The 17,921-nt window shown below is 62.5% G+C and carries 18 protein-coding genes; 11 read left to right on the plus strand and 7 right to left on the minus strand.

The annotated features are described in order from the left end of the window. Positions 1-93 precede the first annotated feature (93 nt). The 7 genes from serA to JQ611_RS00740 form a co-directional block, all read right to left on the minus strand. A complete protein-coding gene (gene serA, locus JQ611_RS00710; RefSeq protein WP_212411351.1) occupies positions 94-1,353 on the minus strand; it encodes a phosphoglycerate dehydrogenase in 1,260 nt (419 codons plus the stop codon). Positions 1,354-1,494: 141 nt separating this feature from the next. Beyond that, positions 1,495-1,758, minus strand: coding sequence for a DUF3297 family protein (locus tag JQ611_RS00715; RefSeq protein WP_212411352.1), 264 nt, complete (start codon positions 1,756-1,758; stop codon positions 1,495-1,497). Beyond that, positions 1,755-2,231: a glutathione peroxidase gene (locus JQ611_RS00720; protein WP_212266896.1), complete on the minus strand. Its 477-nt coding sequence runs from the start codon at positions 2,229-2,231 to the stop codon at positions 1,755-1,757. The genes JQ611_RS00715 and JQ611_RS00720 overlap by 4 nt, the downstream gene beginning before the upstream one ends. A gap of 74 nt (positions 2,232-2,305) precedes the next feature. Beyond that, a complete protein-coding gene (locus JQ611_RS00725; protein ID WP_212464223.1) occupies positions 2,306-3,706 on the minus strand; it encodes an amidase family protein in 1,401 nt (466 codons plus the stop codon). A 70-nt stretch (positions 3,707-3,776) separates the two neighbouring features. Beyond that, positions 3,777-4,343 (minus strand): c-type cytochrome, encoded by a 567-nt coding sequence (locus tag JQ611_RS00730; RefSeq protein ID WP_212464225.1) that lies wholly within the window; start codon positions 4,341-4,343, stop codon positions 3,777-3,779. A 147-nt stretch (positions 4,344-4,490) separates the two neighbouring features. Further along, positions 4,491-5,774, minus strand: coding sequence for a sorbosone dehydrogenase family protein (locus JQ611_RS00735; protein ID WP_212266902.1), 1,284 nt, complete (start codon positions 5,772-5,774; stop codon positions 4,491-4,493). A 199-nt stretch (positions 5,775-5,973) separates the two neighbouring features. Continuing rightward, positions 5,974-6,231, minus strand: a complete 258-nt coding sequence (locus JQ611_RS00740) for a DUF6894 family protein (protein ID WP_192740088.1) — start codon at positions 6,229-6,231, stop codon at positions 5,974-5,976. A 306-nt stretch (positions 6,232-6,537) separates the two neighbouring features. Between JQ611_RS00740 and pqqA the strand changes: the two genes are divergently transcribed. From pqqA to JQ611_RS00795, 11 genes are all read left to right on the plus strand, one after another. After that, positions 6,538-6,618 (plus strand): pyrroloquinoline quinone precursor peptide PqqA, encoded by an 81-nt coding sequence (gene pqqA, locus JQ611_RS00745; RefSeq protein WP_084807017.1) that lies wholly within the window; start codon positions 6,538-6,540, stop codon positions 6,616-6,618. A 149-nt stretch (positions 6,619-6,767) separates the two neighbouring features. Continuing rightward, positions 6,768-7,697, plus strand: coding sequence for a pyrroloquinoline quinone biosynthesis protein PqqB (pqqB, locus tag JQ611_RS00750; protein WP_212464226.1), 930 nt, complete (start codon positions 6,768-6,770; stop codon positions 7,695-7,697). A gap of 20 nt (positions 7,698-7,717) precedes the next feature. After that, positions 7,718-8,464 (plus strand): pyrroloquinoline-quinone synthase PqqC, encoded by a 747-nt coding sequence (gene pqqC, locus JQ611_RS00755; protein ID WP_212464395.1) that lies wholly within the window; start codon positions 7,718-7,720, stop codon positions 8,462-8,464. 49 nt (positions 8,465-8,513) lie between these two features. Then, entirely contained in the window at positions 8,514-8,825 is a 312-nt protein-coding gene (pqqD, locus tag JQ611_RS00760; RefSeq protein ID WP_212266907.1) for a pyrroloquinoline quinone biosynthesis peptide chaperone PqqD, read from the plus strand. Then, complete coding sequence (gene pqqE / locus JQ611_RS00765) at positions 8,822-10,027, plus strand: pyrroloquinoline quinone biosynthesis protein PqqE (protein ID WP_212464228.1); 1,206 nt, start codon at positions 8,822-8,824, stop codon at positions 10,025-10,027. The genes pqqD and pqqE overlap by 4 nt, the downstream gene beginning before the upstream one ends. Further along, positions 10,017-10,997, plus strand: coding sequence for a prolyl aminopeptidase (pip, locus tag JQ611_RS00770; RefSeq protein ID WP_212266913.1), 981 nt, complete (start codon positions 10,017-10,019; stop codon positions 10,995-10,997). Before pqqE ends, pip begins: the two co-directional genes overlap by 11 nt. A 10-nt stretch (positions 10,998-11,007) precedes the next feature. Then, complete coding sequence (locus tag JQ611_RS00775; RefSeq protein ID WP_212464230.1) at positions 11,008-11,679, plus strand: DUF4286 family protein; 672 nt, start codon at positions 11,008-11,010, stop codon at positions 11,677-11,679. A gap of 237 nt (positions 11,680-11,916) precedes the next feature. Beyond that, on the plus strand, positions 11,917-13,716 hold the full coding sequence (locus JQ611_RS00780) for an FAD-dependent oxidoreductase (protein WP_212464232.1): 1,800 nt from the start codon (positions 11,917-11,919) through the stop codon (positions 13,714-13,716). Further along, positions 13,686-15,536: a 2-oxoacid:acceptor oxidoreductase subunit alpha gene (locus JQ611_RS00785; protein ID WP_212266922.1), complete on the plus strand. Its 1,851-nt coding sequence runs from the start codon at positions 13,686-13,688 to the stop codon at positions 15,534-15,536. The genes JQ611_RS00780 and JQ611_RS00785 overlap by 31 nt, the downstream gene beginning before the upstream one ends. Beyond that, entirely contained in the window at positions 15,533-16,588 is a 1,056-nt protein-coding gene (locus JQ611_RS00790) for a 2-oxoacid:ferredoxin oxidoreductase subunit beta (protein WP_212266925.1), read from the plus strand. The genes JQ611_RS00785 and JQ611_RS00790 overlap by 4 nt, the downstream gene beginning before the upstream one ends. A 237-nt stretch (positions 16,589-16,825) precedes the next feature. Beyond that, positions 16,826-17,689: a DUF4344 domain-containing metallopeptidase gene (locus tag JQ611_RS00795; protein ID WP_249132821.1), complete on the plus strand. Its 864-nt coding sequence runs from the start codon at positions 16,826-16,828 to the stop codon at positions 17,687-17,689. Positions 17,690-17,921 lie beyond the last annotated feature (232 nt).

The following is a 17,921-nucleotide window of genomic DNA, read 5'->3' on the forward strand; positions in this document are numbered from 1 at the left end:
TCGCTATCGCCCCCTTGCGCAAACGCTTCGCGTTTGTCGCAGGCAATGACGTTGAGGCAGGGGGCGCTTACCCAAAGATTTGCTTCTACCGGCTCAGATCTTGTATTCGTAGAGCAACCGGGCGCGGATGGTGCCTTCCAGAGCCCGGATGTCCGCCAGCACGCGCTGGCCGTCGGCGGCGGAGGCATCGGCGTCGAGAACGACATAGCCGACGTCGTGATCGGTCTCGTAATATTGCGCGGCGATGTTGACCGAGTGGCGCGCGAGCACTTCGTTCAGACGGCCCAGCATGCCCGGCAGATTGCGCTGCACCTGGATGAACCGCGTGCCGGATGGACGCGGCGGCAACTGGACCTGCGGGAAATTGACCGCACCCATGGTTGAGCCGGAATCGCTGTAGTCGACCAGCTTGCGGGCGACTTCGGCGCCGATGCGCTCCTGCGCCTCCTCGGTCGAACCGCCGATGTGCGGCGTCAGGATGACATTCTCCAGCCCCTGCAGCGGCGATACGAAGCGATCCGCATTCGAGCGCGGCTCGACCGGAAAAACGTCCACCGCGGCGCCACGGAGCCTGCCTTCGCGCAGCGCGTCGGCGAGCGCCTCGAGGTCGACGACGGTGCCGCGGCTGTTGTTGATGAAATACGCGCCCGGCTTGATCGCCGCGATCTCCTCGCGCCCGATCATCCCAGCCGTGGCCGGCGTCTCCGGCACATGCAACGACACCACGTCGCTTTGCGCCAATAGCTCATGCAAGCTCGCGACCGGCTCGGTATTGCCATGGCGAAGCCGGTCGGTGTGATCGTAGAAGATGACCTTCATGCCCAGCGCTTCGGCGAGATTGGAGAGCTGCGAGCCGATATTGCCGTAGCCGATGATGCCGAGCGTCTTGCCCCTCACCTCATAGCTGTCGTTGGCGGACTTGTCCCAGCGTCCCTGATGGGCGGCGTTGGAACGCGCCACGATCCGGCGCAGCAGGATGACGATCTCGCCGATCACCAGTTCCGCCACGCTGCGCGTATTGGAAAACGGGGCGTTGAACACCGGAATCCCGCTGCGGCGCGCGGCGTCGACATCCACCTGGTTGGTGCCGACGCTGAAGCACCCGATCGCGATCAGCCGGTCCGCGGCTTCCAGTACATCCGGGGTGATCTGCGTGCGGGAGCGGATGCCGAGCAGATGCACGCCCTTGATGGCTTCCTTGAGCGCATCGCCTTCCAGCGCCTTGGACAGGCGCGTCATGCTGGAATAGCCGGCCGACTCGATCAGCTGCACGGCGCTGTCGTTGACACCTTCGAGCAGCAGGACCCGGATCTTGTCCTTTGCGAGCGAGAGTTGGGGGAGCTTACTGGTCAAGATCGCGGCGTCCTTCAGCGATAGAAATGGATGATTGATCTATGCCGTCATTGCGAGCGAAGCGAAGCAATCCATTCTTTCTTTTTGTGGCGAGATGGATTGCTTCGCTTCGCTCGCAATGACGAATGAGACAGGACCGCCTCAGGACGACGCCTTGTCCCGGAAATACGGCTCGACGGGGCCATGAACCTTGATCGTCAGGGGATTACCGAAGCGGTCCTTGGCATTGCCCGCAGTGACGCGGATCCAGCCCTCGCTGATGCAGTATTCCTCGACATTGGTCTTCTCGGCGCCCTTGAAGCGGATGCCGACGTCGCGCGACAGCAGCTCTTCGTTGTAATAAGGGCTGCTCGGATTGGTCGACAGGCGGTCGGGGAACGCGTCGGTTTCGGTTTTCTCGTTCATAGCAGTGCCTCGATTTCTCTTCTCAGTGCTTCGGGTGTCACGGTCGGGGCATGGCGTCCCACCACCTTGCCCGAACGGTCGACCACGAATTTGGTGAAATTCCATTTGATCGACGAGCCCAGCAGGCCCGACCGTTCGTTCTTCAGGTATTCATACAGCGGGTGCGCTTTGCTGCCGTTGACGTCGATCTTGGCGAACATCGGAAACGTCACCTGAAATCTGGTTTCGCAGAACGCCTCGATTTGTTTGGCGTCGCCCGGCTCCTGCGCGCCGAACTGGTTGCAGGGAAAGCCGAGCACCGCAAAGCCGCGCGGCGAAAGTTCGCGATGCAACGCTTCCAGACCCTTGTATTGCGGCGTGAATCCGCAGGCGCTGGCGGTGTTGACGATCAGCAGCACCTGACCCTCGAACTGCTTCAGCGGAACCTCTTCGCCGGCCAGCGACTGCGCCGTGAAATCATAAATGCCTGACATCGAATTCCTTCGGTCTCTTGTTTGACGCGTTTTCTTTACGCGAACCGGTGTCCACTTCGCTTGAAAACGCTCTGCTAGCTTGCCGGATCGATCGCCGCCGACGGCGTTCCGCCGGCCTCGATCGCCTCGCCCGCGGCAAGGCAGAGATCCTCACGGTAACGGCCGGAGACCAGTTGAACGCCGACCGGAATCCGCCCCACCAGTCCCGTCGAAACCGTTAGCCCGGGCAGCCCCATGAAGGGAATGGCAATCTGCGGCAATTGGGCGTGCCACACCCTCGCAAAAGACGCCTCGTCCTTGCGGTCGAGGTGATCGGGGAACGGCAATTCGCCGGATACCGGCATCAGCAGCACCGGGTATTGTTCGAAGAATTCCAGCCATTCGCGGGTCAGCGTCGCGCGCCGGGTCAGCGCCTTCGAGAAATCAGCGGCATCGAACGGAAACACTTTTGTCCGGCTGCCGCGCAGACAGGCCAGCGCGCCGGGATCGCCCTCACGCTCGGCGGTCTCCAGCTGCGCCTCATAGCTGTCACCGAGCCAGAGCTTGGTCTGCAGATCGGCGGGCTCGCGCAGCGGCGGTGTATTGGTGATTTCCTCGACGATCCAGCCCGCGCGCTCCAGCCGCTTGCCGGCATCGGCAACGGCGGCTTTCACCTCGGGCACGGGATCGAGGCCATCAGGATTGAGGCACATCGCGACGCGCTTTTGCACCGGCGGGCCGTCCAGCGGCGCCGGCACCCACCAGGGATCGCGATAATCCCGGGCCGACATCGCCGCCAGGGCAATCCTGATGTCGCCGATGGTCCGGGCCAAGGGTCCCGATACCGCGCTGATCTGGGGACCAATCGTGCGCTCGGGGAGCGCGGCATTGAATGCCGGAATCCGGCCCATCGTCGGCCGCAGGCCATGGACGCCGCAGGCGTAGGCCGGGTAGCGGATCGAACCAGCGATGTCGGTGCCATGCGCGATATGCCCGATGCCGGCCGCGACCGCAGCACCCGCGCCGCCCGAGGAGCCGCCCGGCGTGATGCCGGGATCGCGGGGGTTTTTGGTATCGCCATGCACGAGATTGGTAGTGAACCAGCGATAGGAAAAGGCCGGGCAATTGGTCCGCCCCAAAATGACGGCGCCGGCCTTGTAGAGATTATCGATCACGGGGCTGTTGGTCGTAGCAATCGCGTCGCGCTGCAGCTTCAGGCCGTTGGTGGTGGCAAAGCCCTTCTGGTCGATATTGACCTTCACGGTAATGGGTACGCCGCCGAGGGGGCCGACATCTTCGCCCCGCCCGATCGCGGCATCGATGGCCGAGGCCTGCGCCAGCACCTCGGCCGGCTTGTGGTCGACCACCGCATTGATCCTGGGATTGACCGCGTCCAGCCGCGCCAATGCGGATGTGGCCGCCTCCGTTGCCGAGACCTTTTTTGCCTTGATCAGCGAGGCCAGCTCCGCGGCCGACAGGCGCCAGATATCTTGCATGGAAAACTCCGTTTGACCGCCTTGTAGCGCCGCGCGAACGGCAACGCCAGCCGGGGCCGCGCACGAAGGTTTAGCGCAAATGGGCAATGAAATGAGCGAGATCGGCGATCTGCTCTGATGTGATCGGACCCATCACGTCGGCCATGCTGCCGTCGTAGCCGTGGCGGCTATTGTCCTTGTATTCGCCAAGCGTCTTGGCGAGATAATCCTCGCGCTGGTTGGCGATCCGCGGCACGTTTTCCTTGCCGGAATAATCCGGGTTGTGACAGCTGTTGCAGCGATGCTGCTGCCCCAGCGCCTGGCCGCGCTGCATCCGCGCGGGATCGCCGGCCTCAGCTGGTGGTGTGGGTTTGGGTATCTTGGCGATGAAATCGGAGAAGGTGCGCAGATCGTCGTCGGTCAGCGCCTTCGCCATCTCGTTCATCGGCTCGAAGCTGCGCAGCTTCTCGCGAAACATGAAGAGCTGGATCAGCGTGTAAGGCGCCTGCTGCGCGCCGAGCGAGGGCGTGTTTTCGGTCAGGGATTGTCCGCGCTCGCCGTGACAGGCCAGACACGGCGCGATGCGCTCCTGGAAGGTTTCCGCGCTTGCTACTGAGGCGATCAGGCTGAACGCCAGCGCCGTTATTGTTCTATGCATCGGGCTTCCAGGAATGCCTGTCATTCCGGGGCGATGCGCAAGCATCGAACCCGGAAGCTCGAGATTCCGGGTCTGGTGCTAACGCACCAGCCCGGAATGACCACGTAGCTTGTTCGTCGCGCTGCTCCTCGCAATGACGAACTTCAATCACTTAGCGCCAGCAACCTTCTGCTTGCCATAGGTGATGCGATAGACGGCGCCGTTGTAGTCGTCGGAGACCAGCAGCGAGCCGTCCTTCAGCTGCAGCACATCGACCGGGCGGCCGATGTACTTGTTGTCCTCGACGAACCCGGTGAGGAACGGCTCCACGGATTTGACTGACCCGTCCTTGTTCAGCCGGGCGATGAGGACGTCACCGCCGACCTTCTTGGTCCGGTTCCACGAACCATGGCGGGCGATGAAGATCGCGTTCTTGTAGGACTTCGGGAACATGTTGCCGGTGTAGAACCGCATGCCCAGCGCTGCGGAATGCGGGCCCAGCAGGCCGACCGGCGCAGTGTAGTCGCTGCAGGATTTTCCCCAGCCGAATTCGGGATCGACGATGTTGCCCTGCAGGCAGTAGGGCGCGCCGAAATGTTCGCCGACCTTGGTGATGCGGTTGAGCTCATCCTCGGGCACGTCCTCCGACATCCAGTCGCGGCCGTTGTCGGTGAAATAGAGCTGCTTGTTCTCCGGATTCCAGTCGAAGCCAACGGTGTTGCGCACGCCCCTGGCGATCACTTCGGCGCCGGAGCCGTCGAGATTGATGCGCTTGATCAGGCCGTGCGCATCGCTGTGCAGCACGTTGTTGCCGGGTTGCCCGACCGGAATATACAGCTTGTTGTCCGGACCGATGCCGATGAACTTCCAGCCGTGGGCTTCATCCTTGGGCAGATCGGAGTAGATCACGGTCGGCTTCGGCGCATTGTCCAGATTGTCCTCGATCTTGTCGATCCTCGAGATCTTCGACAGTTCGGCGATGTAGAGCGTGCCGTTCTTGAACGCGAGGCCGTTCGGGCGATAGAGGCCGGAGGCGATCACCTTCACCGAGCGCTTGCCGTCCTTGTTGACGACCGCATAGACCTTGTCGATCAGGCGGGTGCCGGCAAACACCGTGCCCTTGTCGCCTTCGATCAGCGAGCGCGCGTTGGCCATCCCGGCGGCGTAGACTTCGATGTTGAAGCCGGCCGGCACCTTCAGCTTGGCGGTCGGCAATTTGTCGGGCGCGGCGGGGATGGGCGGCGGTGCGATCGGTGCGAGCTTGGCGGCGGCTTCATTATCGGCAGGCCGGCCGATCAAGGGCGAGCCCGGCGGAAGCGGGGCTGCGGCTGCCGGCGCCGCACCTGCCGCAGGCGGCGTGGCGGGCTGCTGCGCTGCAGCGTTCAATGTCAATGCACCGAAAAAAGCACCGGCCAGCAACAGGCTGCGCGGCGCCGACGAATAGCTCATCATGGCATTCTCCCTGGCGGAAGCCTTATCCTCGCGCGGCAAACATCATCCGCCGGTGGCCCCCCGGGCGGCACTCTCTAATATTTGTCCGTACATTTGCAATCGGAAAACATCGCTGACCCATCATCCAGCGCCATTCCCCGGTGCGCAATTCGCACCTGAGATTCACGCTGACGCGCGCCCCGGAATGACGGTGGCTGAATCAATGCCGGGTGATGGAGCGATCCGGCGTGTCGAGAATGGCCTCGGTGAACGGAAACTCGAGCACGATCTCGCCCTCGTCGTCCGTGACCTCGATGGTCGCGTTCAGCAGCGCGCCGTCAGTGCCTTCGGTCTTGAGCAGTTCCCGGATCATGGCGCGCGCCATTTCCCAGGCGCGGTCGGGATCCCGCAGTACTTCGCCATCGGGATCGGAAATCAGCTCATCGCCGATACGGGTGTTGAAAAAATAGCGTGGCATCGGCGGTAACCTACTCCATGGATGCCCCGCAGCCGGGGGCCAGCCCATTTTTCACAAGTTCTTTATCTGAAGCCGGCAGCGCTCCGTCGAACGGAAAATCAGCATTCGCGGCGTTGCGATCAACCCGGAAACGCTTGATCCCACGCCGTTTTGACCGCGGGCCTTCGCACAAAAACGTGAATTATCTCGCGATGCAACATGAAAACACGGAAGGCATGCGGCAAAAAGATTTCACTGGCGAACTTTCTGATCCGCAGTACCTTATCTCCGAGGGCGGAGTTCGTCCGGTATCAAAAGGAGCGCTTAATGGCCTGGAAAGCACCGAAAATCGTCGAAGTGTCGGTCGGCATGGAAATCAACATGTATGCGTGCGCCGCCCGGAAGTAACCGGCAGCGATCGCCAAGGTTTTAGCGAGGTGGATCTTTGGGCCTGACACGTTCCCGAACGCGGAACCGTGTCTTTGGCCCGGATCCACCTCGTAGCGTTTTGACCTTACCGTTTGTGCCCAAGTTTTGAATTTGCCAGGAGACGGATCATGCTTCGCGTCGTCGTCCTGGGCGCCGCGGCGGGTGGCGGTGTTCCGCAGTGGAACTGCGGATGTCCGGTGTGCCGGACGGCCCGCAACGAACATCCCGAACTCCAGAGCACGCAGGCCTCGATCGCGGTCAGCGCCGATGGCGAGCACTGGTTCCTGATCAACGCCTCGCCGGATCTGCGCCAGCAATTGACCGCGACGCCGCAGCTTCATCCCAAGGCAGGCCAGCTCCGTCACAGTCCGATCGCGGGCGTCATCCTGACCAATGGCGAGATCGACGCGGTCGCAGGCCTGTTGTCGATGCGCGAGGGATCGCCCTTCACCCTCTATGCGCATGAGCGGGTGCTTGCGATCCTCAAATCCAACAGCATCTTTAATGTGCTGAGCGAAAAGAACGTGAAACGCCAGCCGATCGCGGTCGACCAGGCGTTCGAACCCGACTTGCCCGATGGCTCGCCATCCGGCATCGAAATCCTCCCCTTCGAGGTTCCCGGCAAGGGCGCCTGGTATCTCGAAGGCAAGGCGCATCCGGCCGGCGGCAGCGGTGTGGGCGATACGCTCGGGCTTCGAATCCTGGACAAAGCCAGCGGCAAATATCTCTATTTCCTTGCCGCCTGCGCGCGGGTGACCGACGATCTGAAGGCGCGGCTGAAAGGCGCCGCACTGGTGTTCTTTGACGGCACGGTGTGGCGCGACGACGAACTGGTTGCGGCGGGCCTCGGCAACAAGACCGGACAAAGCATGGGACACATCTCGATGTCAGGCGAGGACGGCGCGATCGCAAGCCTTGAAGGACTCGACATCGGGCGCAAGATGTTTTTGCATATCAACAACTCCAACCCCGCCTTGCTGCACGGCTCGGACGAGCGCAAAACCGCCGAGCAGGCCGGCTGGCACATCCCCGCCGATGGAATGGAGATCACACTGTGAGCGTCGTGCCCGTCACCAGAATGACCGCGCTATCGATCGGCAAAGGCATTTCGCTCAATAACGCCGAGGAACTGGAGGCAACGCTGCGCCACATCGGCGCGACGCGCTATCACAACCTGCATCCGTTCCACCGGCTGCTGCATGGCGGCAAGCTCAACAAAGGCCAGGTGCAGGCCTGGGCGCTGAACCGCTATTTTTACCAGAGCACGATCCCGCTCAAGGACGCGATGGTGATCTCGCGATTCCGCGACCGCGCGACCCGCGTCGAATGGCGGCACCGGATCGAGGACCACGATGGCGATCTCGGCTCCGAAGGCGGCATCGAGCGCTGGCTCAAGCTGACCGAGGGCCTCGGGCTCGACAGCGCCTACGTGGAATCGACCGAAGGCATCCTGCCCGCGACGCGCTTTGCGGTGGAGGCCTATGTGCATTTCTGCCGCGACAAGACGCCGCTCGAGGCGATCGCCTCCTCGCTGACGGAACTGTTCGCGCCGAACCTGCATGAAGAGCGCATCTCGGGCATGCTGCAGCACTATGATTTCGTCAATCCCGACATCATGAGCTATTTCAGCCGCCGCCTGCAGCAAGCGCCGCGCGACGCCGGATTCGCGCTCGACTACGTCAAGGCGCACGCCAGGTCGCCGGCGGAACGCGAGGCGGTCTGCAACGCCCTGATCTTCAAGACCAATGTGCTATGGGTTCAGCTCGATGCGCTGTATCATGCCTATGTCGACGGCCACATACCGCCCGGCGCGTTCGTGCCCTAAGGGGACTGAAGCCTAAGAACCGAAACCAAGAACCGGGATTTAGCGATCGATGGCTTTGGGCCGCAACATCAGTGTCAGCGAGGCGAGCCGGCCGAAATTGCCGCGGCACGCCAAGCTGAAATTCGATGAGACGCGGCAGGTCTGGGTGATCCTGGCGCCGGAGCGCGTGCTGGCGCCGGACGAAATCGCGGTCGAAGTGCTGCAGCTTTGCGACGGTGTTCGCAGCGTCTCTGCTATGATCGATCAGCTGACCGCGAAATACGCCGCGCCGCGCGAGGCAATTGCAACCGACGTCATCGCAATGCTGCAGGACCTCGCCGACAAGGGCTTTCTGACCGAAGCGCGCGAGAAGACGTCATGAGCGACATTCTCACCAACGGCAAAGCGGCAACCGCACCCCATGACGGGCTCTCGGTGCTGGAACAGCGGCGCTCGACGGCGGAGACGTTCGGCATTCCGCTCGCGGTGCTGGCCGAGCTGACGCACCGCTGCCCGCTGCAATGCCCCTATTGCTCCAACCCGCTTGAGCTCGACCGCGGCGGCACTGAGCTGACCACCGAGGAATGGAAGAAGGTTCTGACCGAGCTCGCCGAAATCGGCGTGCTGCAGATCCATTTCTCCGGCGGCGAGCCGACCGCGCGCAAGGATCTGGTCGAACTGGTCCAGCACGCCAGCGATGTCGGGCTCTACAGCAATCTCATTACCTCGGCGGTGCTGCTGACACGCGAAAAACTGTCCGCTCTGGCCGATGCCGGGCTGTGCCACGTGCAGATCAGTTTTCAGGGCAATGAGCCCATGGTGGCCGACCGCGTCGCGGGCCTGAAGAAGGCGCATGAGAAGAAGCTGGAGGTCGCGAAGTGGACGCGCGAGCTCGACCTGCCGCTGACGGTCAATGCCGTCATGCACCGGCAGAACCTGCACCAGCTTTCCGACATCATCCAGATGGCGGTCGATCTCGACGCCGACCGGCTCGAGGTCGCCAACGTGCAGTATTACGGCTGGGCACTGAAGAACCGCGCCGCCTTGATGCCGACGATGGCGCAGATCGAGGAGACCAGCCGGCTCGTCGAGGAAGCCGAAGTGCGGCTGAAGGGCATTCTCGCGATTGACTACGTCGTGCCGGATTATTACGCGCTGCGGCCGAAGAAATGCATGGGCGGCTGGGGCCGGCAATTCTTCAACATTTCACCTGCCGGCAAGATCCTGCCGTGTCACGCCGCCGAGAGCATCACCGGGCTCGAATTCCTTTCGGTGCGATCCAATCGCTCGATCGCCTGGATCTGGCAGAATTCCGAAGCTTTCAACCGCTATCGCGGCACCGGCTGGATGCCTGAACCGTGCCAGAGCTGCGAGTTCAAGGAGATCGATTTCGGTGGCTGCCGCTGCCAGGCCTTTGCGCTGACCGGCGATGCCGGCAATACCGATCCGGCCTGCACGCTGTCGCCGATGCACGAGCAGATCTTCAAGCAGGCCGAGCAGGAAGCGGCCTCCGACAATAACCGTTTCCTCTATCGCAATTTCGCCGGCGGTACGCTGGAGACGGAAGGCGAGCATGGCGCCTGACGCCGACGCCGGAAAATCCGCCAAACGCGCCGATCCGTTTGCACCGCTGACCTCGGAGCAGCTCGATGTCGGCGATGGCCACGACATCTATGTCGAGAGCGTCGGCCGCATCGGCGGCATTGCGGCGGTCTATCTGCATGGCGGGCCCGGCAGCGGTTGCCAGCCCGATCACCGCCGGCTATTCGACCCCGAGCGTTTCCACGCGGTGCTGTTCGACCAGCGCGGCGCCGGCCGCAGCCGCCCCAAGGGCAGGCGTGAAGACAATACTCTGCCGCATCTGATTGCGGACATGGAGAGGATCCGCGAGAAATTCGGCTTTGAGCGCTGGATGATCGTCGGCGGCTCCTGGGGCGCGACGCTGGCGCTGGCGTATGCGCAAGCGCATCCCGACCGCGTCACCGGCATCGTGCTGCGCGCCACCTTCCTCGGCACCCGCAAGGAGATCGAGGATGGATTCCTCGAGGTGCTGCCGCGCTTCTATCCGGCGCTGCACGCGGAGTTCCTCGACGTGTTGCCGCCAGCGGAACGCACGCACCCGATCGACGCATATTTCCGCCGCATCCTCAATCCCGATACCGCCGTGCATGGCCCGGCCGCACGGGCATGGGGCGAGACCGAACGCATCCTCTCCGAGCACACGCCCGGCCGCGCCCGGCTCGATCCGGTCAACTCGTCGCGCGCCCTGCCCGCCACGCCGTTCATGGAAGCGCATTATTTCGCCAATGACTGCTTCATGAGGCCGAGCCAGCTGATCGAAGAGGCCGGCAGGCTCGCTGACATTCCCGGCATCATCGTGCAGGGCCGTTATGATTTGCTGTGCCCGCCGGCGACCTCGCATGCGCTTGCCGCGGTGTGGCGCGAGGCCGAGGTTCGCCTGGTCGAAGGCGCCGGCCACACGCTGTACGATCCCGGCGTTCGCGACGCCGTGATGAAAGCGGTCGCGGACATGGCTTCCAAGATTACCAGATAGGGATTTCGAAATGCCGATAGCCGGAAAAGGCATGCTGCTGACGTCGATGAATATCGATGCCGCCGACGAGGCCGAATTCAATCGCTGGTACGACCGCGAACATCTCGAAGAGCGCGTCGCGATGCCCGGTTTCCTCGAAGCGCGGCGCTATGTCGCGCACGATGGCGACCCGAAGTATCTCAGCCTGTATTCCACCGAAACCATCGAGGTGCTGGACAGCCCGTTCTACCGCACTGCGCTCGCCAACCAGACCGCCTGGTCGAAGGCCAACATTGCCCGCTTCAAGAACATGATCCGGGGCGTTTCGCGTATCACCATCAGCCACGGCACCGGCCGTGGCGCCGTGCTCGGCATCATCCGGCTGCGGCCGCCCGCCGGCGGCGAGGACAAACTACGTACCGCACTGCGGGATCAACTTGATCCCACAGAACTCGACGGCATCATCTCCATGCACCTGCTGGAGAACAATCCGACGCTGTCGAAACCGATCACTGATGACCCCGCAGCGCCCAATCCAGGCGCCGGCGACTGGTTTGTGCTGATCGACGCCACCGATGTCGGCGCAGTCCCGGCGGCCGCGGCGCGCTTCAACGACAATGCCGCGATCAAGCCACTGGTGGTAACGAGCGGCGTTTACCGGCTGATGTGGGATCTGGCGAAGAGCGATCTGCCGCGCGCGTAACATTGGCGACGAAGCGGTGCTCATGCTGCACCGCCGCATAATGCCAGCGAGTATTAACGTTCACGCGTGCCTGCATTGAAAGCTGGCGATCGCGCAAATTTGCCTTTGTGACTCATCTGGAATGGCTCTAAGCTCCGATAAGATAAGCCTATGATCCAATTCAAAAACCACAAGAACGCCTACTGAGCGTTCAGGCAAACAAGGCCGCGTTCGGATTGCTACGCGGAAAAGGTAGGAATGAAACCGACTGATATCTCGGCGCCGGACTACTTTCACAAAGTGGTTGATTGCCAATGGGCCTGCCCCGCTCACACGCCAGTTCCCGAATATATCCGTTTGATTGCCGAGGGGCGGTATAGCGACGCCTACATGATCAACTGGAAATCGAATGTGTTTCCCGGAATTCTGGGACGCACCTGCGATCGACCATGCGAGCCGGCCTGCCGTCGCGGCCGCGTCGAGGAAACACCCGTTGCGATCTGCCGGCTGAAGCGGGTCGCCGCCGATTTCAAGGACGACGTCAAGCACCGCATGCCGAAGGTATCGGCGAAGAACGGCAAGCGCATCGCGCTGGTCGGCGGCGGTCCCGCTTCGCTAGCGGTGGCGCGCGATCTTGCGCCGCTCGGCTATCACTGCACCGTGTTCGATGCCGACCCCAAGGCGGGCGGCATGATGCGCAGCCAGATTCCAAAGTTCCGGCTGCCGGATTCGGTGATCGACGAGGAAACCGATTACATCCTCAACCTCGGCATCGAGTTCAAGGGCGGTCATCGCGTCGACAGCCTGAAGAAGCTGATGGCTGAAAATTATGACGCGATCTTCGTCGGTTCCGGCGCGCCGCGCGGCCGCGAGCTCGAGATCCCCGGCCGCAAGGAGGCCGCCGCCAATATCCATATCGGCATCGAATGGCTGGCTTCGGTTTCGTTCGGCCATGTCGAGAAGATCGGCCGCCGCGTGATCGTGCTCGGCGGCGGCAACACCGCGATGGATTGCTGCCGCACCGCGCGCCGCCTCGGCGGCGAAGACGTCAAGGTGATCGTGCGTTCCGGCTTCGAGGAAATGAAGGCGAGCCCCTGGGAAAAGGAAGACGCCATCCACGAGGACATTCCGATCCTCAATTTCATGGTGCCGGTGGCATTCAAGCATGTAGCCGGCAAGCTCATCGGCGTCACCTTCCAGAAGGTGAAGGCGGAATATGACGCCAAGGGCCGGCGCAACCTGGTGCCCGCGGGCGAACCGGACCAGACCATTCCCTGTGACGACGTGCTGGTCGCGGTCGGGCAGGAAAACGCTTTCCCCTGGATCGAGCGCGACTGCGGCATCGAGTTCGACAAGTGGAACATGCCGCAGGTCGATGCCAAGACTTTCGCTTCGACCAACCCGAAAGTGTTCTTCGGCGGTGACGCGGCGTTCGGCCCCAAGAACATCATCTGGGCGGTGGCGCACGGGCATGACGCCGCGCTGTCGATCCACAAGATGCTCTCCGGCGAGGACATCACCGAGCGCCCGCTTCCCGAAGTGAATGTCTCGTCGCAGAAGATGGGCATCCACGAGTGGAGCTACGACAACGACATCTCCGCCGACAAACGCTACAAGGTGCCGCACCGCGACAAGGTGATCGCCCTCAAGGACATCCGCGCCGAGGTCGAGCTCGGCTACGACGTCAAGCTCGCGCTCGGTGAAGCGCAGCGCTGCCTGAACTGCGACATTCAGACGATTTTCAGCGCCCCCGCCTGCATCGAATGCGACGCCTGCGTCGACATCTGCCCGATGGACTGCATCACCTTCACGGAGAACGGCGAGGAAGAGGACCTGCGGACACGGCTGAAGGCGCCCTCGCCGCATCACGACCAGGCGCTCTATGTCGCCGATGGGCTCAAGACCGGGCGCGTCATGGTGAAGGACGAAGACGTCTGCCTGCATTGCGGGCTCTGCGCCGAGCGGTGTCCCACCGGAGCCTGGGACATGCAGAAGTACCTCATCGATATGACTCACGCGGGATCAACATGTCAGACCAAAGCCCGATCAGCAGCGTAAACGACTTCGTCGTCCGTTTCGCCAACGTCAACGGCTCGGGTTCGGCCAGCGCCAACGAGCTGTTCGCGCGCTCGATCCTGCGCCACGGCGTGCCGGTGAGCCCGCGCAACATCTTTCCCTCCAACATCCAGGGACTTCCGACCTGGTACGAGGTGCGGGTGACCGAGGAAGGCCATCTCGGCGCCCGCGGCGGCGTCGACATGATGGTGGCGATGAACCCGCAGACCTGGGACAAGGACGTCGGCTCGATCGAGCCCGGCGGCTATCTGTTCTACGATTCCACCAAGCCGATGCCGACGTCGAAATTCCGCGCCGACATCAACGTCATCGGCGTACCGCTGACCGCGATCACCAACTCGACCTATACCGATCCGCGCCAGCGCCAGCTGTTCAAGAACATCATCTATCTCGGCGCGATGTGCGCCCTGCTCGACATGGACCCGAAGATCGTCGAGCAATTGATATCAGAACAGTACAAGGGCAAGGAAAAGCTGTTGTCCTCGAACGTCCACGCGCTGCATCTGGGCCGCGACTGGGCGTTGCAGAACCTGAAATGCCCGATTGGGCTGCAGGTGAAGAAAGCCGACAAGGTCGGCGACCGCATCTTCATGGAAGGCAACAGCGCGGCCGCGCTCGGCGCCGTCTATGGCGGCGCCACCGTCTGCGCCTGGTATCCGATCACGCCGTCGTCGTCGGTGGCGGAGGCCTTCACCAGCCACTGCAAGAAGCTGCGGCACGACCCCGAAACCGGCAAGGCCAAATACGCTATCGTGCAGGGCGAGGACGAGCTTGCATCGATCGGCATGGTGATCGGCGCCTCCTGGAACGGCGCGCGCGCCTTCACCGCGACTTCCGGGCCCGGCGTCTCGCTGATGACGGAATTCATCGGCCTCTCGTACTTCGCCGAAATTCCCGGCGTGATCATGAACATCCAGCGCGCCGGCCCCTCGACCGGCATGCCGACGCGCACCCAGCAATGCGACATCATCGCCTGCGCCTATGCTTCGCACGGCGACACCAAGCATATCCTGTTGTTCCCGGAAGACCCGGCGGAAGCGTTCGAATTCGCGGCGCAATCGTTCGATCTCGCCGAGCGGTTGCAGACCATGATCTTCCTGATGCTCGACCTCGACATCGGCATGAACCACCGGCTCTGCCGTCCACTGAAGTGGGACGACGCCCGGCAATATGACCGCGGCAAGGTGATGACCGCAGAGATGCTCGACGAGCCCGGCCGCGATTTCGGCCGCTATCTCGACGTCGACGGCGACGGCATTCCCTACCGCACCTATCCCGGCACGCATCCAACCAAAGGCTCGTTCTTCACCCGCGGTACCTCGCGCGACCGCTATGCGCGCTATTCGGAAGAAGGCGCCGTCTACGCCGACAACATGCAGCGGCTGATGCGCAAGTTCGAGACCGCGCAGGACATGGTGCCGCGGCCGCTGCAGGCCAACGCCGCCAAGCCGACCAAATACGGCGTGATCTATTTCGGCTCGACCGCACCGGCGATGGACGAGGCGATCGGCCTGCTCGAGGCGCGCGGGCACCACCTCGACCGCATGCGGATTCGCGCCTTCCCGTTCCACTCCAGCGTCGCCAGCTTCATTGCCGACCATGACTTCGTTTACGTGGTCGAGCAGAACCGCGACGCCCAGCTGCGCCAGTTGATCGTCAACGAGAACGGCATCGATCCGGTGCGGCTGGTGCCGATCCTGCACTATGACGGCACTCCGATCACCGCGCGCTTCATCGCCAGCGCCATCGGCGACCATCAGGACCATCTGAAAGTGACTCCTCTCCGCAAGGCCGTGTCATGACCTACATTGCAAAACCGAAATTCCACCATCCCGGCCTGCCGAAGAACGATCTCGGCTACACCCACCGGGACTACGAGGGCAAGATTTCGACGCTGTGCGCCGGCTGCGGTCACGACTCGATCACCGCCTCGATCATCGAGGCCTGCTACGAGTTGTCGATCGAGCCGCATCGCGTGGCCAAGATCTCCGGCATCGGCTGCTCCTCGAAAACGCCGGACTATTTCCTCGGCAATTCGCACGGCTTCAACTCGGTGCACGGCCGCATGCCGTCGGTCCTGACCGGCGCCAACCTCGCCAACCGCGACCTGATCTATCTCGGCGTCTCCGGCGACGGCGATTCCGCCTCGATCGGCTTCGGCCAGTTCGCCCATTCGATCCGGCGCGGCGTCAACATGACCTATATCGTCGAGAACAACGGCGTTTACGGTCTGACCAAGGGCCAGTTCTCGGCCACCGCCGACCGCGGCTCGAAATCCAAGAAGGGTGTGATGAACACCGACAACGCCATCGATCTGGTTGCGATCGCACTGCAGCTCGGCGCCAGCTTCGTGGCGCGCAGCTTCTCCGGCGACAAGACCCAGCTGGTGCCGCTGATCGCCGCCGCCATCCGTCACAAGGGCGCGTCATTCATCGACGTCATCAGCCCCTGCATCGCCTTCAACAACCACGCCGGCTCGACCAAGAGTTTTGACTACGTCCGCGAACATAACGACGCGGTCAACCGCCTCGACGTCATCACCAGCCGTGACCCCATCACCGTCGATTATGCCCCGGGCTCGGTGCAGGTGGTGGAGCAGCACGACGGCACCAGGCTGGCGCTACGCAAGATCGACGCCGATTACGACGCCAATGACCGGCTGGCGGCGATGACCTTCCTGCAGAAGCACGCCGCCAAGGGCCAGGTGGTAACCGGCTTGCTCTATGTCGATCCCGACGCCGAAGACATGCACACCCATCTCGACACCGTCGAGACGCCGCTCAATACGCTGGAAGCCAAGGAATTGTGCCCGGGCTCGTCAGCGCTGGAAAAGATCAACGCCAGCCTGCGTTAGCGCATGCAGTCGTCAGGCTGCAACGTCGATGCATCCTGCGATATGAGCTTTAGCCTCGGAAGCAGGCATCGGTTGGCGTGCCTGCTTGCGTCCAAGCAGTCATCGCGGCCGCGCTGCCGACAATAAGCCCGACCGGATTCGTTATCCACGGAATCCGACGGGCGTGCTATGGCTGCTCGACCACGCGTCGATACACTTGCCGCCGTAAATTTTTATCATTCATAGTTGAGAGATATGATGAGGCACAAACCTGCCGCGATTGCCGCGGCCCTGGCGGCAACGATCTTTTGGACCGTCGGCAGTGCAAGCGCAGCCCCCAAAAGCAAGCCGAACCAGATCAAGTACGAATATGTGTCGCCAAAGGACCCGGCACATCAGCCGATCCACGACCAAATGAAGCAGGGTCACGCACTCGAACACCTGCAGGAACTGCTTAGTCCACTCCGCCTTTCCTACCCGCTGACGCTGAAGGTCGCGGGTTGCGACGGCGCCGCAAACGCCTGGTACGACGATGAAGTCATCACCGTGTGTTACGAAATGCTGGCGAACATCCTGAAGAGCGCGCCGCCGCAAGACCTTCCCGGCGGATTATCCCGGGCCGACACTGTGCTGGGCCCAATTCTCGCGGTGTTCCTGCACGAGACCGCGCATGCGGTTTTCAACATGCTGCAAATACCCGTGCTCGGCCGCGAGGAAGATGCCGCCGATCAGTTCGCCGCCTACGTCATGCTTCGACTAAGCACGGACGAGGCCCGCAGAATGATCCTGGGCTCCGCCTATCATCATGCGATTCAGATGCCGGGACCGCATGTCACCGTTCCGATCCAATCGCTTTCAGGTGAGCATTCGACGCCGGCGCAGCGGACGTTCAACATTCTGTGCGTCGCCTATGGCGCAGACAAGACGTTGTTTGCCGACGTCGTCGAAAGGGGCTTCCTGCCCAAGGACCGGGCCGAGGTCTGCGCAAGGGAATACGATGACCTCAACTTTGCCATGACCAAGCTGATCAAGCCGCATATTGACCAGCGCCTTGCCGGAAAATTTCACGGAACCTGGGCACGAACCGTCAACGCCCGTCGCGCAAACCTGGCGCGTCGATAGGATTTGGGGACGCGGGAACAGCCGACACCTAACCCACCCCGCGGCCGACCAGCGAATTGTGCCTCGGCTCGTCAGCGCTGGAAAAGATCAACGCCGGCCTGCGGCAGAGCGGGACGTACGAAGAAAGGGTCTGCCGAGTGCACCCGACCTTATTGTGCGCGTCTCAATGCGGTTGCACTGGTAGCAACGGAAAACCTTGATGAGTGGCTTGGCCCCGATAGCGGGCAGCTTG

The sequence above is a fragment of the Bradyrhizobium sp. AUGA SZCCT0182 genome (assembly GCF_018130185.1).
Taxonomy (GTDB): domain Bacteria; phylum Pseudomonadota; class Alphaproteobacteria; order Rhizobiales; family Xanthobacteraceae; genus Bradyrhizobium.

What these genes read in the sequence shown, in the direction of transcription:
- pqqE (WP_212464228.1), top strand. Translation starts at nt 8,822, where the DNA reads ATGAGCGACATTCTCACCAACGGCAAAGCGGCAACCGCACCCCATGAC.
- JQ611_RS00795 (WP_249132821.1), top strand. Translation starts at nt 16,826, where the DNA reads ATGAGGCACAAACCTGCCGCGATTGCCGCGGCCCTGGCGGCAACGATC.
- JQ611_RS00715 (WP_212411352.1), bottom strand. Translation starts at nt 1,758, where the DNA reads ATGAACGAGAAAACCGAAACCGACGCGTTCCCCGACCGCCTGTCGACC.
- JQ611_RS00780 (WP_212464232.1), top strand. Translation starts at nt 11,917, where the DNA reads ATGAAACCGACTGATATCTCGGCGCCGGACTACTTTCACAAAGTGGTT.
- JQ611_RS00740 (WP_192740088.1), bottom strand. Translation starts at nt 6,231, where the DNA reads ATGCCACGCTATTTTTTCAACACCCGTATCGGCGATGAGCTGATTTCC.
- pip (WP_212266913.1), top strand. Translation starts at nt 10,017, where the DNA reads ATGGCGCCTGACGCCGACGCCGGAAAATCCGCCAAACGCGCCGATCCG.
- JQ611_RS00775 (WP_212464230.1), top strand. Translation starts at nt 11,008, where the DNA reads ATGCCGATAGCCGGAAAAGGCATGCTGCTGACGTCGATGAATATCGAT.
- pqqA (WP_084807017.1), top strand. Translation starts at nt 6,538, where the DNA reads ATGGCCTGGAAAGCACCGAAAATCGTCGAAGTGTCGGTCGGCATGGAA.
- JQ611_RS00785 (WP_212266922.1), top strand. Translation starts at nt 13,686, where the DNA reads ATGTCAGACCAAAGCCCGATCAGCAGCGTAAACGACTTCGTCGTCCGT.
- JQ611_RS00735 (WP_212266902.1), bottom strand. Translation starts at nt 5,774, where the DNA reads ATGATGAGCTATTCGTCGGCGCCGCGCAGCCTGTTGCTGGCCGGTGCT.
- pqqB (WP_212464226.1), top strand. Translation starts at nt 6,768, where the DNA reads ATGCTTCGCGTCGTCGTCCTGGGCGCCGCGGCGGGTGGCGGTGTTCCG.
- pqqD (WP_212266907.1), top strand. Translation starts at nt 8,514, where the DNA reads ATGGCTTTGGGCCGCAACATCAGTGTCAGCGAGGCGAGCCGGCCGAAA.
- JQ611_RS00790 (WP_212266925.1), top strand. Translation starts at nt 15,533, where the DNA reads ATGACCTACATTGCAAAACCGAAATTCCACCATCCCGGCCTGCCGAAG.
- pqqC (WP_212464395.1), top strand. Translation starts at nt 7,718, where the DNA reads ATGACCGCGCTATCGATCGGCAAAGGCATTTCGCTCAATAACGCCGAG.
- JQ611_RS00720 (WP_212266896.1), bottom strand. Translation starts at nt 2,231, where the DNA reads ATGTCAGGCATTTATGATTTCACGGCGCAGTCGCTGGCCGGCGAAGAG.
- JQ611_RS00725 (WP_212464223.1), bottom strand. Translation starts at nt 3,706, where the DNA reads ATGCAAGATATCTGGCGCCTGTCGGCCGCGGAGCTGGCCTCGCTGATC.
- JQ611_RS00730 (WP_212464225.1), bottom strand. Translation starts at nt 4,343, where the DNA reads ATGCATAGAACAATAACGGCGCTGGCGTTCAGCCTGATCGCCTCAGTA.